Origin of the sequence: Mycobacterium sp. SVM_VP21 (assembly GCA_024758765.1) — a bacterium.
In the GTDB taxonomy this organism is placed as follows: Bacteria; Actinomycetota; Actinomycetes; order Mycobacteriales; family Mycobacteriaceae; genus Mycobacterium; species Mycobacterium heraklionense_C.
The window spans coordinates 706,709-723,356 of sequence record CP101406.1 but is presented as its reverse complement, the minus strand read 5'-3'; the positions used below and the strand labels follow the sequence as shown (position 1 = coordinate 723,356).

The 16,648-nt window shown below is 67.3% G+C and carries 14 protein-coding genes; 8 read left to right on the top strand and 6 right to left on the bottom strand.

From position 1 onward, the window contains the following. Positions 1 to 8: 8 nt before the first annotated feature. The 4 genes from NM962_03640 to rnhA all read left to right on the top strand — a co-directional run bounded on the left by NM962_03640 (position 9) and on the right by rnhA (position 2,705). Positions 9 to 563: a hypothetical protein gene (locus NM962_03640; protein ID UVO13251.1), complete on the top strand. Its 555-nt coding sequence runs from the start codon at positions 9 to 11 to the stop codon at positions 561 to 563. A 153-nt stretch (positions 564 to 716) separates the two neighbouring features. Next, positions 717 to 1,598, top strand: coding sequence for a DUF4436 domain-containing protein (locus NM962_03635; GenBank protein ID UVO13250.1), 882 nt, complete (start codon positions 717 to 719; stop codon positions 1,596 to 1,598). A gap of 13 nt (positions 1,599 to 1,611) precedes the next feature. After that, on the top strand, positions 1,612 to 2,238 hold the full coding sequence (locus NM962_03630; protein ID UVO13249.1) for a glyoxalase: 627 nt from the start codon (positions 1,612 to 1,614) through the stop codon (positions 2,236 to 2,238). Then, the gene (gene rnhA, locus NM962_03625; GenBank protein UVO13248.1) at positions 2,235 to 2,705 is read left to right on the top strand and encodes a ribonuclease HI; all 471 of its coding nucleotides are present in this window, start codon (positions 2,235 to 2,237) and stop codon (positions 2,703 to 2,705) included. Before NM962_03630 ends, rnhA begins: the two co-directional genes overlap by 4 nt. A gap of 214 nt (positions 2,706 to 2,919) precedes the next feature. Here rnhA and NM962_03620 read toward each other — a convergent pair whose 3' ends face one another. Together NM962_03620 and NM962_03615 are read right to left on the bottom strand one after the other, a co-directional pair. Further along, complete coding sequence (locus tag NM962_03620; GenBank protein ID UVO13247.1) at positions 2,920 to 6,243, bottom strand: LuxR C-terminal-related transcriptional regulator; 3,324 nt, start codon at positions 6,241 to 6,243, stop codon at positions 2,920 to 2,922. Position 6,244: 1 nt separating this feature from the next. Next, on the bottom strand, positions 6,245 to 7,645 hold the full coding sequence (locus NM962_03615) for an FAD-dependent monooxygenase (GenBank protein ID UVO13246.1): 1,401 nt from the start codon (positions 7,643 to 7,645) through the stop codon (positions 6,245 to 6,247). A 175-nt stretch (positions 7,646 to 7,820) separates the two neighbouring features. On the opposite strand from NM962_03615, the gene NM962_03610 reads away from it, so the two are divergent. Beyond that, positions 7,821 to 8,372 carry a hypothetical protein gene (locus NM962_03610; protein ID UVO13245.1) on the top strand — a complete coding sequence of 184 codons (552 nt, stop codon included), beginning with the start codon at positions 7,821 to 7,823 and terminating at the stop codon, positions 8,370 to 8,372. A 5-nt stretch (positions 8,373 to 8,377) separates the two neighbouring features. On the opposite strand, the gene NM962_03605 is transcribed toward NM962_03610, so the two are convergent. The 4 genes from NM962_03605 to NM962_03590 form a co-directional block, all read right to left on the bottom strand. After that, positions 8,378 to 9,115 (bottom strand): SDR family oxidoreductase, encoded by a 738-nt coding sequence (locus tag NM962_03605; protein UVO13244.1) that lies wholly within the window; start codon positions 9,113 to 9,115, stop codon positions 8,378 to 8,380. Between the two features lies 1 nt (position 9,116). After that, positions 9,117 to 11,048: an NAD(P)/FAD-dependent oxidoreductase gene (locus tag NM962_03600; protein ID UVO13243.1), complete on the bottom strand. Its 1,932-nt coding sequence runs from the start codon at positions 11,046 to 11,048 to the stop codon at positions 9,117 to 9,119. A gap of 98 nt (positions 11,049 to 11,146) precedes the next feature. Further along, on the bottom strand, positions 11,147 to 11,890 hold the full coding sequence (locus NM962_03595) for a sensor domain-containing protein (GenBank protein ID UVO13242.1): 744 nt from the start codon (positions 11,888 to 11,890) through the stop codon (positions 11,147 to 11,149). Between the two features lie 207 nt (positions 11,891 to 12,097). After that, positions 12,098 to 12,769: a sensor domain-containing protein gene (locus tag NM962_03590; protein ID UVO13241.1), complete on the bottom strand. Its 672-nt coding sequence runs from the start codon at positions 12,767 to 12,769 to the stop codon at positions 12,098 to 12,100. A 315-nt stretch (positions 12,770 to 13,084) separates the two neighbouring features. Here NM962_03590 and NM962_03585 point away from each other — a divergent pair, with 315 nt between their 5' ends. The 3 genes from NM962_03585 to NM962_03575 are packed head-to-tail and all read left to right on the top strand — an operon-like array spanning position 13,085 to position 16,638. Beyond that, the gene (locus NM962_03585) at positions 13,085 to 13,732 is read left to right on the top strand and encodes a hypothetical protein (GenBank protein UVO13240.1); all 648 of its coding nucleotides are present in this window, start codon (positions 13,085 to 13,087) and stop codon (positions 13,730 to 13,732) included. A 32-nt stretch (positions 13,733 to 13,764) separates the two neighbouring features. Then, positions 13,765 to 15,243, top strand: a complete 1,479-nt coding sequence (locus NM962_03580) for a bifunctional ADP-dependent NAD(P)H-hydrate dehydratase/NAD(P)H-hydrate epimerase (GenBank protein UVO13239.1) — start codon at positions 13,765 to 13,767, stop codon at positions 15,241 to 15,243. Positions 15,244 to 15,255: 12 nt separating this feature from the next. Next, the gene (locus NM962_03575; GenBank protein UVO13238.1) at positions 15,256 to 16,638 is read left to right on the top strand and encodes a glutamate decarboxylase; all 1,383 of its coding nucleotides are present in this window, start codon (positions 15,256 to 15,258) and stop codon (positions 16,636 to 16,638) included. Positions 16,639 to 16,648 lie beyond the last annotated feature (10 nt).

Here is a 16,648-nt window from a genome sequence, read left to right as displayed (position 1 = left end):
AGCATTCAGTGCGACAATTGTTGGCGGTGGCGTGCGCCGCGATGGCGCTGCTTGCGCAGGTGCCGAATGCCGGTGCGGCAAACGAGATCCCCGACCTCGATCCGCTCTTCGACGACAGCGGGCCGCTGCCCGGCTCGGTTGCTGACCTCACCGGAATCCCGGATCTGGCGTTTACCACCCCGTCGGGTCTGGCCTGCCGGAAGAGTCGCGGCAAAGTGACGCACAGTGTGGCCTGCGTCGGGAATCTCTTCGGCGCCCCGGCGGGAACCCGCAGTGTGAGCCTTGGCTCCGTCTATGCAGACGGCAACGGGCCGGCGCAGTTCATGCCGATGGCGCCCGCTGGGCTGCTCGGCGATCCCGCGAAGGTGCCGTCGATCATGTTGGCGCCCGGCCACAAGATCGTGTTCTGGGATTTCTCACCGACTGAATCGCTGGTCTGCGGCGCTCCGATGGGCACCGAGGTGGCCTGTGTGCTCAAGGCCCCGCGCGAGAGCGGCGCTAAGGCCGGCCCGGCGGTGACGCACGGATTCGTCATTTCGGCACCGCACAGCGAAGTCTTCTAACGCGCGACAGACTCCCGGCACCGCCGAAATCTGGTTGCCGCAGCTCGATTGTGTGTCGCTCGTCCGTCGAAAACTCGGCGGCAAGCGCGGTGACGGTGAGACGATGCAGCCGTTATTGTCAACCATCGATCTGACCGAGTGAGGAGAACAGGCATGTCCAACGCCGATCCTGCTGTTCACGTCAACCGGCCCAGGTTACTGCTGATCCTCGGCATGACGGTCTTTTTCGTCGCGTCCTACGTCGTCACCGTTGCGCTGTATGAGCGGGCGGGGTGTGGATGCCCGCGCCACCTCACCGAAGGTGTGGCGTCGGCCGATGGCACGACAGTCACCATTGACATCGAAGATCTGCAGACGGTGAAGGGCACATTGACCGGCAAGGTCACCATCACCCCGGGGGCTGAACTTCTCGATCCAGTCAGGCACGGGCTCACCGAAGAACTCAGCATCGCGGTGCACTCCGCGGTCACGCCGACGAAGCGCACCTGGACCAAGGGCACGGTGCCGGGTGAGTTCCCGGTCCCCTTGACCATCTCCGGCAATTCTGCCAAGTGGCCGTTCGATCACTATCAGACCGGGCCGATCACCGTCGATGTCGTGCGCGGGGACGCCACGATTCCGGAACGGATGTCGGTGACGTTTGTCGACCATATCGCCGGCTGGAAGAACGAGATCGTCAGTGACCGCGACGACGGCGGCCCGTACCGCATCACGCTGCGCCGGTCGCCGAGCACCATGGCTTTCGGTGCCGTGATCGTGGGTGTCCTGATCTCCTTGGCCGCGGTGGCTGTCGTGGTCGCGAACCTGACTTTCCTGGGCTGGCGCAAATTCCAGCCGCCGATGACGACCTGGTATGCGGCAATGCTTTTCGCGGTGGTCCCGCTGCGAAACGCGCTACCTGATGCTCCGCCGATCGGATCCTGGATCGACGTCACGGTCACACTCTGGGTGATCGTCGCGCTGGTGATGGCGATGATGGTCTTCATCTTCTGCTGGTGGCGCGACTTGAAACCCGAGCCCCTCACCCAGACCTGACACGATGCGCGGCGTGTCTGTCACCGTCGACGAACTCCATCTTGCCGATCCGGCTGACACGTGGCGGTCGGCCGGGTTCAGCGTCGACCCCGACGATGTCTGCCGAGTGGGTGAGGTTCGGCTGCGGCTGACCGGAGGCGGCACCGGCATCCTCGGTTGGACACTGCGGGGCTTGCCCCAGGACGGCCCGCTCGACGGTATCCCCACCTCCCGTTCCGTCGCGGCGGCCGCCGAACCGGCCGCGCATCCCAACGGCGTGACCTCGATCGATCACGTGGTGCTGTTGTCGCCCAACCTGTCTCGCACCGTCGAGGCATTGGCTGCAGTCGGGCTGCAGTCGCGCCGGGTCCGCGACGCCGAACTCGGCGGCCGGCCGATGCGGCAGATCTTCTTCCGGCTGGGTGCGGTGATCCTCGAAGTCGTCGGGTCGCCCGACGCCGCCGCGGGCGGCCCGTCATCGTTGTGGGGTATCACCTACGTCGTCGCCGATATCGAGGCGACCGCGTCGTTCTTCGGCGAGCGCACGTTGCCGGTGAAGGACGCCGTGCAGCCCGGTCGCCGGATCACCACGCTGCGGCATCGCGATCTGGGTATGTCGGTCCGCACCGCGCTGATCTCGCCGCCTATCCTCAGCCGATGACCGAATCCACCGATGACGTGGTCGTCATCCACACCGACGGTGGGTGTCGCCCCAACCCGGGCCCCGGTGGTTGGGGCGCGGTGCTGCGCATGCGCCACCACGTCCGCGAGATGTGCGGTGGCGAGCCCGGCGAGACGAGCAACAACCGGATGGAGCTGACCGCTCCGATCGTGGCGCTGGAAGCCCTCACCCGGCCCGTGGTGGTACATCTGCACACCGACAGCACCTACGTCCGCAACGGCATCACCAAGTGGGTGTCCGGCTGGGAGCGCAACGGCTGGTTGACCGCCGCCAAGCAGCCGGTGAAGAACGTCGACCTGTGGCAACGGCTTCAGGCCGCCTGCGCGCGTCACCAGGTCGAATGGTTCTGGGTGAAGGGCCATTCGGGGGTTGCCGACAACGAGCTGGCCGATGCGTTGGCGACGCGGGGTCTACGGGAAGCGATCGCCGAGGCGGCCAGAGCCTAGGAGTCAGCCGCCCACCGCGAAGAGGTAGCCGCCGATGCCCGCGGCGCACGCCGCGGCCGGGCAGCAGTCCGTGACGGCCATCATGAATACCCCCAGGACCGCAGCCGCACCACCCCGACGACCGTCAGGGCCAGTGCTGCGATAGACCCGGCGAGGTCCGTCCGCGAGATCGGCGGCCTCGGCGGTGGGTAGCTCTGGGACATCCTCGGTGGTGCTACCGATGCTCGTGCTCGGTGTGGCGAAGTGTCTCGCGGGCCAGCTGCACTCGGGTGGTCAGACCGAGCTTGGCGTAGACATGGGTGAGGTGGGTCTGTACCGTCCGCGGCGAGATGAACAGCTGCGCACCGATCTCTTTGTTGCCGAGTCCTTCGCCGGCCAGCCGGGTCACCTCCAGTTCGGTCGGAGTCAGGGAACCCCAGCCGCTGGACGGGCGTTTGCGTTCACCGCGTCCGCGTTGCGCGTAGCCGATCGCGTCGTCGGCGGACAGTGCGGCTCCGTCGGCCCAACAGTCATCGAACACGGCGTCGGTCAGATCCTTTCGAACACGTTTCAGAGCCGAGTCGACCCACGGCCGGTAGATGGAGAAGCGAACAGTGGCCATCCGCCGGCGAGCGGCATCGGCCGCGCCGAACAGCCGAGCCGCCTCCTGATCGCGGATCGCGGGCAACGATGCGACGCATTCCAGGGCGTCGGGGACGAAGAGGACAGCGCCGGCAGACCCTGCGGTGCTCAGCGCGTCGTAGGCATCGCGCTCAGCCTGCTCCAGATCGCTGTGGGCAATCGCGATGTGGTAGCGGGTGGTCAGCGCCATAGCGCGATAACCACCTCTGGTGACCGACACCGCGGCGTCGGCCAGGCAGCGTGCCGTATCCAGATCGCCTTGGAGCCAGGCGATCTGAGCGGCCATGTTGGGGTCGAGAATGCTTCCCGCTTGGCTGGGGCCGTAGGAGCGGGTGGCCGAGTCGCTGGCGGGTCCGGCAGTGGTGAGATTGCCGGCCGACAAGTTCACAAAAGCCAGTGATGCGTAGGCGATACCGGCATGGGCCGGGCTGGCATCTGCGGTGACCAAGTCGATGGCCGCGTAGACGTTGTCCAGGGCGGAGTCGGTATCGCCTCGGTAGGCCAGTGTGTTGGCGAGTATCACCCGCGCGGCGCACTCGCTGAGGATGTCGCGCATCGCGGCGGCTTCGGCGATGACGCCGCTGAGCAGATCGACAGACGTGTCGAGGTTCCCCTGAAACGTATGCCCGAGGCCGAGGAACCAGCCGCAGGTGCGGGAGAGGTAGCCATCACCGGTCGCGTCGGCGAGCGAGCGCGCCTGTTCACCGACCGAGCACGTCCTCACGGGGTCGCCCTCGCCCATCGCCGCGGCGTAGGTCCGCCACGTCAGGGCTTCGGCCAGGGTTCGGGTGTCGCCGGTCTGCTGGGCCAGACTGACCGCTTCGGTCAAGGCCGGCACGGCGATGTCGGCGTTGTAGGCGGTGACGCCGCCGTAGGCGGCCAGGGCGCGGGCCAGCAGCACCGGGTCCCCGATCTCGCGAGCGATGGACAAGGCCTGCTGGGCGCGATCCAGGCGATCGGTGATTCCCACGACGGCGTCCAGGGACACCCTGCCGGCCAGCGCCCGCGCATAGACGCCGGGATCGATCCGGACGAGATGGCGGTCATAATCGGCCAGCGCCGAGTCGAGCCACGCCATTCCTTCGAGTTGGCGACCTCCGCTGCGCCACAGCGGCTGTAGCGACGCGGCCAGGGCCAGAGCGGCTTCGGTGTCGGCGGTGTCACGGGACCAGGCGAAGGCGGCACGCAGGTTGTCGATCTCGGACTCGACCTGGTTGAGCCGGCGTTCGTGGCCGGCGACCGAGGGCGCGTCGAGTGCGGCGGCGATTCCGGCGTAATGGTCGCGGTGCCGCGTCCGCAGGGAATCGGCCTCGCCGGAGTCGCCGAGCTTCTCCAGTGCATACTGGCGCACCGTCTCCAAGAGTCGGTATCGCGTTCGGCCGGTAGTGTTTTCGGTATTCAACAGCGACTTGTCCACCAGCAGGGTGAGCAGATCGACCACTTCGTAGTGGTGCACCTGCCCGCCGGCGGCCACCGCTTGAGCGCCGTCGAGGTCGAAGCCGCCCGAGAACACCGAAACCCGCCGGAGCAGCACCCGTTCGGGATCGCTGAGCAGCGCATGCGACCAATCCACGGATGCCCGCAGGGTCTGCTGGCGGCGCACCGCGGTGCGCGATCCGCCGGTCAACAGCCGGAAGCGATCATGCAGGCCGTCGACGATCTCGGCCAGTGACAGGGCGCGCACCCGCGCCGCGGCCAATTCGATGGCCAGCGGCATGCCGTCGAGACGTCGGCAGATCTCGCATACCGCCGCCGCGTCGTCGCCGACGACACTGAACTCCGGACGCGCCAGCCGGGCGCGGTCGACGAACAGTTCGACTGCCTGGCTCTCGACCGCGAGTGGGGAAACCCGGCGTATCTGTTCGCCGGCCACCGCGATGGGTTCTCGGCTGGTGGCCAACAAAGTCAGTGCCGGGCACGCGGCCAACAGTGTGTCGAACAGGGCGGCGCAGGCGTCGATCAGATGTTCGCAATTGTCGAACAGCACCAGCATCCGGCGGTCGGCGATGCAATCCACAATGGTGTCCACATTCGAGCGGCCCGGCTGATCCGGCAGGCCGAGTGATCGGGACGTCGCGACCGTCACCAACGCCGGGTCGGTAATCGGCACCAGGTCGACGTACCAGATCCCACCCGGGTAGTCACCGGCGATCTCGCCGGCGATCTGCGTTGCCAGGCGGGTCTTTCCGACTCCGCCGGCGCCGGTCAGGGTGACCATCCGGTTGAGGTCCAACAGCTGCCGTACGTGGGCGATGTCGTCGACCCTGCCCACGAATCTGGTGCGTTGGTTCGGCAGTCGGTGTGCGCCCTTGGCTCGGGAGACTCGCAGCTCCGGAAACTCGTGGTGCAGGTCCGGGTGACACAATTGCACGACTCGCTCCGGGCGGGACAGGCCGCGCAGGACATGGGTGCCAAGATCATTCAGCCAGACGCCGTCGGGAAGCAGATCGGCGACCAAATCTGCTGTGGTTCGCGACAATACGGTCTGACCCCCGTGCCCCAATTCGCTCAGCAAGGTGGTGCGGTCGATGGCCGTTCCGGTGTAGTAGCCCGCGTCATCCAACTGCGTCTCGCCGGTATGCAGGCCGATTCGCAATCGGATCGGGGCCAGCCGAGATCGTTGCAGATCCAGTGCACATGCCACCGCGTCGGACGCGCGGGCGAAGGCGATCACAAAGCTGTCGGCTTCGCGCCGATCGACCGGGCAGACGCCATGGTGGGCGCTGACCAAACGGCTCAGCGTGCCATTCAGATCGGTGATCGCGCGGCCCATCTCATCCGGCTGGTTCTGCCACAACACGGAGGCGTCGTCGACGTCGGCCCGCAGCAGTGTCACGATGCCGGTCGGTACAAGATCGCTCACGCCACCTGCGCTCCACTCCCAGGACACCACCGTCACCGGCGGAACCTCGCTCATGTTAGCCAGCGTCAACCGTTTCCGGAACGTGTTGGGCACGGCCGACATCGGCGGTTCGGGTCCGTCGCCTGCGATGGGCTTGCGCCACCCGGGCGACGAAGGCGGGCCGCAGCAGCCGCGAGGGCGGGTCGATCATTCCGGTCAGCCGCGCCAGTTGGCCGGAGACCAGCCGATCGGTCTCGGCGGCGGTCATCACCCAGTCGAGGTAGGCGTTGGTGAGCCGCATCGACACCGGACGCGGACCCTCCACCTCGGGCAAAGCCAGATCGGAGCCGACCGCGGTCTGCCAGGCCACCCGGACCTTCTTCGCCGCGGCACGGAAGAACCGTTGCGGCCGATCCTGGTCGCCGCGGGTCAAACAGTCCCGCAACACCAGAGCTTCCATCGCTGCCACCGTCATCCCCTGGCCGTAGATCGGGTTGACGCTGCACATCGCATCACCGACCACGAGCAGACCACGCGGGAACCGGCGCATCCGGTCGTAACGGCGCCACCGGCTGGACGGTATTCGGTAGCGGGCCACCTCACCCAGCGGTTCGGCCGCCGCCCAGGCCGCCAGCGCGTGTGGCGGCGCGAACGGCGCGGCGAAGGCGATCAACTCCTCCCGGGTGCCGGGTGGTTGCGTGCCGGTCATACCGCTCACCAGCACCATCGCGGTTCCGTCTTCCTGGGCGGTGCATGCGAAAGTCGTGGGCCGGCCGGGTTCCGGGCCGATGAGGACCAGATCCTCCGGCAACGCCCCGGGCTCAAAACGCAGTAGCTGGCTGGCATAGGTCAGCCGGATCACCAGCTCGTCCTCGGGCGGCCGGCGGTAGCCCAATGCTTCCAGAAACACCGGGGTGCGAGAGCCCCGTCCGGTCGCGTCGACCACCAGTTCGGCGTCCAGCTCCTGCTCCGTGCGGCCCGCGCCGACGCGAACGCCGGTCACCCGGTCGCCGGCTTCGGTGGCGGTCAACCCGAGCACGGTGTGCCCGTCGAGGACCGTGACATTCGGGATGGCCGTCAACCGTCGTCGTACCTGGTGTTCCAGCAGCGGCCGGCTGGGAAAGTACAGCGAGTTCGCCACCGTCTGGGGCAGCGTCCCGTGCTGAATTGACTGGTGCCCAAGGTATTTGATGCACAACCGGGACAGATCGCCGTCGTCCCACGTCGGAACGCCCCGGTGCAGCAGTTCGTCGAGGATGCCGGGAAACAGCTCCTCCAGAATCTCCGTGCAGCGGGCCAGCGGAATGTGGGCCTGCCCGCCCTGCGGCACCCCGCGCCGGGACCCGGGGCCGTCACGCAGCACGTCGCGCTCGACGATGGTGACGCGACGATAGAAGTCGGCGAGTACCCGCGCGGCCAGCAGTCCGGCCATGCTGGCGCCCAGGACCACGGCATGTTCTCCACAGTGTGTGCTCATCGGGGTTCCTTCCGGGAATCGATGAGTCGACTATCGGATCGCCGGGGCCGGAGAACATCCGCCAATGCGCGTAGATCGCGCAGCGGGTGCGCAAGAGGGGCCCCGTTCCGGCGTTGACCTTCGAGAGCACCCCTCGTACGTTTGAGTGTCAGATGCCGAACGAGGGGGCGATGAGATGGCGCGGCGGGCACTGGCGGTGGCGGTCGCGACGGCGGCCCTGCTGATCCCGGCGCCGGATGCCGTTGCGGTACCCGGGGTTCCCGATATGGACTCCCTGATCGACGACAGTGGACCGCCGCCCGCGTCAGTTAGCGACCTGCAGAAGATCCCCAACGTGGTCTTCGCGACCGACTCCGGGCTGGTCTGCAGGATGCGGCAGGGCAGGATCACTCATGAGGTCAACTGCGCGGGCGACCTCCCGGGGGCGCCGCGCGACGCCGGCGCGGTAGAGCTGCCCGGGATCTACGGCAAGGAAAGCATCCCGGCGCGTTTCCTTCCCGCTCCGCCGGACGCTCTGCTTGCCGGAAGTCCGCCGGCAGCAAAGCTTCCGGTGGGCCACAAGATCGTATTCTGGGAATTCTCACCCGCCGAGTCGATGGTCTGCGGGGTTCCCCCGTCCACCGACTTGGTCTGTGTGCTCCGCGAACCCCAGGTGCCCGGTGAGGTGAGTAGTCCGGCAGCCACCCACGGCTTCGTCATCGCCGCCCCACAGAGCTGGGTCTTCTAAGCCCGCTACGGATGCCGGGCGGTGACCCCACCGTCGACGACGATCTGGGTTCCGGTAATGAACGATGCCCTCGGCGACATGAGGAACGCCACCGCCTGGGCGACCTCCGCCGGTTGACCGATGCGTCCCAGCGGCGCCGCGGCCACAAATCCGGCGGCGACCTCTTCGACGTCGAGCGCGATCTGCAGCATCGGGGTTTCGATGAAGCCAGGACAGACCGCATTGACGCGGATTCCGGCCGGGCCCAACTGGGCGGCCATCGACCTGGTCAAACCCAGCAGTCCGGCCTTGGACGCGCAGTAGGCGGGGATGAACGGGTTGGCGGTCAGGCCCTCGATACTGGAGATACCGACCACTGCCGCGTCGCCGCCGGATCGGGCGACAGCCTCCAGGTGCGGCAGCATCAGCTGTACGAGCATGGCCTGCGCACGCAGGTTGACAGCCATCACCGCATCCCAGGATTCGCCGGTGTAGGCGCCCACCGGTTCGGGCAGCACTCGGCCCGCGGCATGCACCAGCCCGTCGATTCCGTCGAGTGCCTCAGCCGCTGCCGCGACCGCAGCGGGCAGCCCGGCGTCGTCGCACACGTCGACAACCGCGCCGGGCATCCCCAAACTCTCGGCGACGTCCTGGACCGTCGGGGCTATGTCCCACAACGCAACCCGGCGGCCTTCGGCGGCCAAGGCCTGGGCGCAGGCCCGGCCTATTCCCGATGCTGCCCCGGTGACGACAACTCCGCTCAACTCAGCGCTCCTTTGCGACGACGAACTGCGACCAATCCGGTTCACGAACCGCCGACCAGTACTCGTCGAGCCGCCACGGGCTCACCGTGTGGATCTCGCCGTCGGCGTTCTTGAAGTAGGAATGCTTGACCGCCGGATGCGCCCATACCGTCTTGGCGATCGCGGCCTGGGTGGCCTGATGCCACTCGGTGGCCGCCCGCATGGTCGGCTCGATCGAGTGCAGTTGTTCGTCGGCGAGCTTGGCCAGACAGGCGTCGATGTAGCGCATCTCCAACTCGGAGTTGAAGATCAGGCTGCCGCCGTGCGCCAGATGCGCGCCGGGCCCGTAGAGCACAAAGAAGTTCGGGAAACCGGGCACCGTGATGCCCAGGTACGCATATGGTTTGCTGCCCCACAGCGCGTGCAGATCGGTGCCGTCGCGGCCGGTGATGCGCATCGGCCACAACACATCGGTGTGCCGAAATCCGGTGGCGTATACGATCACATCCACCTCGTGATGGACGCCGTCTTCGGTCTCAACCCCCTGCGGGGTGATTCGCCGTATTGGGGTGCGCATCAGTTCGACGTTGTCGCGGCGCAGGGTTTTGAGCCAGGTGCCGTTGTCCTGCAGCGTGCGTTTGCCGGTCGCCGGATAGTCCGGTAGCACCTTGGCCAGCAGCTCGTCGTCGTCGCCCACCTGATCGGTGATCCAGCCGGTGAACATCTGCCGGGCCAGGGCGTTGATCTCGCTCACCGCATAGTCCTGGTCGGGATAGTCCGGGTCTACGCGGGCGGCCTCCAGGCCCTTGTCGGCGCCGGGCCACAGCAGCAGGAAGCGGTACCAGCGACCGTAGAACGGCAGGTGCTGCAGAGCCCAGCGCACGCCGTCGTCGACCGCGTCGTGATACATCGGATTGGGGAACATCCACTGCGCGGTGCGCTGAAAGACAGTGAGGTGCTGCACTTTTTCCGCGATCGCGGGTGCGATCTGAAATCCGCTGGCGCCCGCCCCGATCAGTGCCACCCGCTTGCCGGTCAGGTCGACGCTGTGGTCCCAAGCCGCGGAGTGAAACGACGGCCCGGTGAAGCTGTCCGCGCCGTCGAGATCCGGCAGGTGCGGCCGGTTGAGCTGGCCGACCGCGGTGATCACCGCGCGTGCCGTCAGCGTGGACACCGAACCGCCGGCGGTCCGGGTGGTCAGCGTCCATGTTCCGTTGCCCTCGTCCCAGACGGCATCGGTGACCTCGGTGCCCCACCGAATATGGTCAGCCAGACTGTGTTTGGTGACCAGGTCGGTGAAGTATGCCCGCAGCTCGGGCTGCTCGGCGAAGTAGTGTCCCCAGTCGTTGTTGGGTTCGAAGCTGTAGCAGTAGAAGTGGTTCGCGACATCGACCCGAGCGCCCGGATAGTCGTTCTCCCACCACGTTCCGCCCGGGCCTTCGTTCTTCTCGATGATCGTGAAGGGAATGCCGGCCTGCGCGAGCCGGATTCCGGCCAGCACGCCCGATTCGCCGCAGCCGATCACCACCACCGGAAGCTCCGCGGCGCGTTCCGGGTCCAGGGGCGCGGGGCTTCGCGGGTCGACGCCCTCGAGGTCGAGTTCTTCGGAGAGTAAACCCAGGTAGGCATCCGGCACGGTCTCGCAGGCCGCCCAGTCCATCATCTCTTTGACTAGCTCGGCGGGCAGGGGAGCGGGCTGCGGACAGCCGCGGTCGCGGTAGTCGATGATCACCGGCAGCGCTTCGGCGCGGGCACGGGCCTTGTCTTCCTCGGACATAAACCCCTGGATCTCGTTGAGGAAGATCCCGTTCTGCCTGAAGTCCCGGATGAAGCGGGGGTCGCCGGTGATGTGCACGCACGACAGCAACAAGGTGGGGATCGAGACCTGCTCCAAGGCCGCGGCGATCTCAGCATCGGTGGTGGTGAACGGTTCCCCGGCGTAGCGGTTGCGCAACGGCTCGGCCCTTCCCTGTATTCGCTACTGTGCGACGCGAAATTGAATCGGACGATACGCGAGGCGCTGAGGCTGATCAAGGGTTGGGTGGCGCCGGCTCACCCGGCTGCGTCGATCTTCGAGGTGATCGAGTCCAGGATGGCACGCGCTGCGGTTGCCAAATCGCCTTGCCCACAGGCTTCGACGCATCCGCAGGCCGCTACGCGGACGACAACGTTGTTGCGGGCGGTCAGCCTGTTCTGGCATAACCACTCGTGGTTGCCCTTGTCCAGTACGGCGGCGGCGAGTACACCGTCGGCGTCGGTGACCCTGCCGACGCCCCAGAATTGGTCAGCCGATCCTGTCGCGCCGGCCAAACGGGTGTTGACGATATGGCCGGAGCATTTCGACCAGGCATTGCTCTGCTTGGCATAGAAGGCGCGAGCAGCTTCGGCTTGAGGGTATGTCGCTACCGACAACAGAACCTGATTCGTCAGGGTGGGGGGATTGGGTTCGGCGGGGCTATTCCATCGCTGCGAGCGGATCGCGGTCCAGCCCGAGCCCGTGTAGTCCCGCGAAGCGACGGCGAAGAGCCCATGGCAATCGGCGTCCACAATTTCGTCGTTGTCGATGTTGCCGCCGTGATCGACCAGGTCGATGGCGGGGTCGGCCACCGCGGAAGAGACGATGCCGCGGTCGGGCAAGAAGCCGTCGAGAGCGGAGACGGGTATCGATGCCCGGTCGGTGGAGGCAATAGGCGACGGTGCTGCGCTGGATGATGAGGTTGTGCTGGATTGCGCGATCGGGTGCCGATCACGGCCTACGAGGGCTACGACGACCACCACTGCGGTCGCGGTCAGCACGCAGATCAGCCCCAGCAGCAGCCAGATCCGCCGTCGGCTGCCGTGAGGTGGCGGCATCGGTTGCCAAGGCGGCGGCAGCTGACCGCTAGGCCCCGGTGGAATAGGCCAGTTGGCAGGCGTAGGCCGCGTCGGATCGTAAGGGTTGGGCATCGGACCCTGTTGTTCGTTCATCGTGCAACCCCATCCCGTCGCGCCTGGGCATCAATGTCATGCTGCCGCGTCGATCTTCGCAATGATCGAGTCGAGGACCTTCTGTGCCGCATCGCTAGACGGGGTCAGGGCGCACAGATTCAGCTGCGTGATGATGTTGTTGCGCACCGCGGTCGTGAGCCCGCAGGACCAACCGGCACCGCCTTCACTGATCTCGGTGGTACTGAGTACGCCGTCGTTTTCGGTGACCGCTCCTACGGTCCAGAAGGCGTCGGTTGGGTTCTCCAGGTTTGTTACCCGCATGTTCACGGTACGGTCAGCACACGACTGCCAGTCGGTGCGCTGTTTGTCGTAATAGCTGCGGGCGGCTTGGGCTGAGGGATAACTCACCACCGATGTCAGCATCTGATGCTCCAGCTTCGCCGGCTCGGGTTCGGCGGGACTGCTCCAAATCTGCCAGCGGACGCTGGTCCAGCCAGAGCCCGCATAGACTGGGCCCGCGGCGACGAAGCTCATCCCTTGGCAGGATTTCTCCGCCACGACCCCGGGGAACATGCTTTCGCCTTTGTCCACGACGCCGATCCCAGGGTCGGCCGTCGCGTCGCGAACGACATCGGTGTCTGGCAGTAAGGCCTCGAGCGCCGAGACGGGTACCGGCGCCCGGTCGCCGGAGTCAGACTCTGCGGTGGCATGCGCGTTCTCCTGCCGGTCACGGCCGCCGGCGGTCACGCCGAGCACTACGGCGGTCGCGGTCAGCGCGATGACCAGCCCCAGCAGGGCCCATATCAATCGGCGGTTGCGTTGCGGCGGAGGACCGGGCGGCCATGGCGGCGGGAACTGTCCGCCCGCAAGCGGCGGCATGGGCCGGTGGGTGGGCCCAAATTGCGCTGGGTCGTACGGATTGGGAGTTGGACCGTGCGGTTCGCTCATCGGGGCACCCCCGTCCCATCGGGGCCGGTCACAGGCGGACGGGCCTCACTGGCATGAGACGTTATCAGCGGTCGGTCTGTCCGTGTCTGCACCGACCATGCGACGCTGTACGCCGTGGCGGACGTCAGAACGCGCCTGGCCGCGGTGTGGCACTTTGTGCACACCGCGCCGCTGACCTACCTGTGGCTGGCGGTGCTGGGTGTCACCACCGTGATCCAGCATCTGGTCGGCCGGCGCCTGCACACCATGCTTGTCGAGCAATCCACCAACCTGCACCACCTGGCCACCGACCCGCTGGAGGTGCTGGTCTCGAGCCTGCTGTGGATCGACGGCAAGGACTGGTCGCCGTACCTGGTGCTGTTCACCCTGTTTCTGGCGCCGGCCGAACACTGGCTGGGACACTTACGTTGGCTGATGGTCGGATTGATCTCCCATGTCGGTGCCACCTATGTCAGCGAGGGTGCGTTGTATGCGCTGATCCACCTGCACCGGGAATCGGAGCGGCTGACCTACGCCCGAGACATCGGTGTCAGCTACTTCCTGGTGGGCGTGATAGCGGTGCTCACCTACCGAATTCGTCGGCCGTGGCGCTGGGTATACCTAGCCGGCCTGGTCGTCATCTTCACCGTGCCCCTGCTCATAAACCCCGACTTCACCGCGATCGGCCACGCCGCCGCATTGGTCATCGGCCTGTGCTGCTACCCGCTGACTCACCCCCACCATCCGCTGCGACATCACCCGAGCGCCGCCGGCGGCCACTAGCCTGACAATCGCGAGCAGGGCGAGGAGGGCAAGTGCGGCATTATTACAGCGTCGAGGTCATTCGTGCCGCCGAAGCACCACTGTTGGCCAGCCTGCCCGACGGGGTGCTGATGCGCCGGGCCGCGTTCGGTCTGGCGACCGCGATCGCTCGGGAACTGGCCGCGCGCACCGGCGGGGTGGCCGGGCGCAACCTGTGTGCGGTGGTGGGTTCCGGCGACAACGGCGGCGACGCGTTGTGGGCGGTCACCCTGCTGCGCCGACGTGGCGTCGCGGCCAGCGCCATCCTGCTCGACCCCGAGCGTGCCCACGCCAAAGGGCTCGCGGCATTCAAACGTGCCGGTGGCCGAATTGTCGACACCGTCCCGCCCGCAACGGATCTGGTGATCGACGGCGTAGTCGGCATCTCCGGGCGGGGTCCGCTGCGGCCGCACGCCGCCGAGATCTTCGCCGACGTCGATGCGCGCAGCATCCCGGTGGTGGCCGTTGACATTCCCAGTGGTCTGGACCCGCACACTGGCGCGGCGGCCGGTCCCGCGGTGCACGCCGCTCTGACCGTCACCTTCGGCGGCCTCAAACCGGTGCACGCACTGGGGCAGTGTGGGCGGGTCGAGCTTGTTGAGATCGGCCTGGACCTGCCGGACACCGACATTAGATCGTTGACCGCAGCCGACGTCGAGGCCCGCTGGCCGGCGCCCGGCCCGCGCGACGACAAGTACACCCAGGGCGTCACCGGAATCCTGGCCGGCTCGGCGACCTACCCGGGCGCGGCGATCCTGTGCGCCGGGGCAGCGGTAGCCGCCACCTCTGGGATGGTTCGCTACGCCGGAAGCGCTGACGCCCAAGTGGTTTCGCGCTGGCCGGAGGTGGTGGCGGCACCCAGCCCGGCGGCCGCCGGGAAGGTGCAGGCCTGGGCGGTCGGTCCCGGTCTGGGCACCGGCGAACAGGCTGCCGCCGCCCTGTGGTTCGCGCTCGGCACCGACCTGCCGGTGATCGTCGACGCCGATGCGCTGACCATCCTGGCTGCCCACCCCTCGCTGGTCGCCGACCGAAGCGCCCCGACGGTGCTGACCCCGCATGCGGGCGAATACGCCCGATTGGCCGGGCGACCGCCCGGACCTGACCGGGTCGGTGCCGCCCGCGCCCTCGCCGACCGCTTCGGGGCCACCGTGCTGTTGAAGGGCAACGTCACCGTCATCGCCGACCCCGGCGGTTCGGCGAAGCTCGACGGAGGAGAGCTGACACCGGGACCGCCGTATGACCGAGCCGGGCCGGTCTACCTCAACGAAGCCGGCGGGTCGTGGGCGGCCACCGCAGGTTCCGGCGACGTGTTGTCCGGGATGATCGGCGCGCTGTTGGCATCCGGCCTGCCGCCCGCCCAGGCCGCTGCCGCCGCCGCGTTCGTGCACACCCGTGCGGCCGCGGCCTCGGCCGCTGACCCCGGACCCGGCGATACCCCTACGTCGGCCTCGCGCATCCTGGCCCACATCCGCACCGCCCTGGCCCAGCTATAGAGGAGAGTCGCAGTGACCCATTCCCACCCGTCCGTGCCGGCGCACGCCATCGCTCCGGCCTACACCGGCCGGATGTTCACCTCGCCGGTCCCGGCGTTGCGGTTGCCCGACGACCCGATGGACCCGCAGACCGCTTACCGCTTCATCCACGACGAGCTGATGCTCGACGGGAGTTCCCGGCTGAATCTGGCCACCTTCGTCACCACCTGGATGGACCCCGAAGCGTCGGCGCTGATGGCGGAGTCGTTCGACAAAAACATGATCGACAAAGACGAATACCCGGCCACCGCGGCCATTGAGCAGCGCTGCGTGTCTATGGTCGCCGACCTGTTCCACGCCGAGAACCTGCGCGACGACGACCCCGCCAGCGCGATCGGGGTGTCCACCGTCGGGTCCAGCGAGGCGGTGATGCTGGGCGGGCTGGCAATGAAATGGCGCTGGCGGGCCAAGACCGCCGATTGGCGGGGGCGCACCCCCAACCTGGTGATGGGCTCCAACGTCCAGGTGGTGTGGGAGAAGTTCTGCCGCTATTTCGACGTCGAACCCCGCTACCTGCCGATGGCCGAAGACCGCTACGTGATCACCCCCGAGCAGGTGATCGACGCCGTCGATGAGAACACCATCGGCGTGGTCGGCATCCTGGGCACCACCTACACCGGCGAGCTCGAACCCATCGAGGCGATCTGCGCGGCACTGGACGCCCTAGCCGACGGCGGCGGACCGGACGTGCCGGTGCACGTGGACGCGGCCAGCGGCGGATTCGTGGTGCCGTTCCTGCATCCCGGCCTTAAATGGGATTTCCGGCTGCCGCGGGTGGTCTCGATCAACGTCAGCGGCCACAAGTACGGCCTGACCTATCCGGGCATCGGTTTCGTGGTGTGGCGCAGCGCCGACTATCTGCCCGAGGAGCTGGTGTTCCGGGTCAACTACTTGGGCGGGGACATGCCGACGTTCACGCTGAACTTCTCCCGCCCGGGCAATCAGGTCGTCGGCCAGTACTACAACTTCCTGCGCCTCGGCCGTGCCGGCTACACCGAGGTGATGCGGACGCTGTCCGACACCGCCCGCTGGTTATCGCATCAATTAGCCACTTCGGAGCATTTCGAGGTGATCAGCGACGGTTCGGCGATCCCGGTGGTGAGCTGTCGGCTCGTCGGTGAGCGCGGCTACACCGCGTTCGACGTGTCCCACGAGTTGCGCACGTTCGGCTGGCAGGTGCCGGCCTACACCATGCCGGAGGGCGCCGAGGACGTCGCGGTGCTGCGCGTCGTGGTCCGTGAAGGACTGTCGGCGGATCTCGCCCGGGCGCTGTTCGACGACATCATGAAATCCGTCAAAGCGCTCGATACGGTGAAGCCTGGCGGGCACTACGACGCACAGCACTTCGCCCATTAGGTTTTGCCGC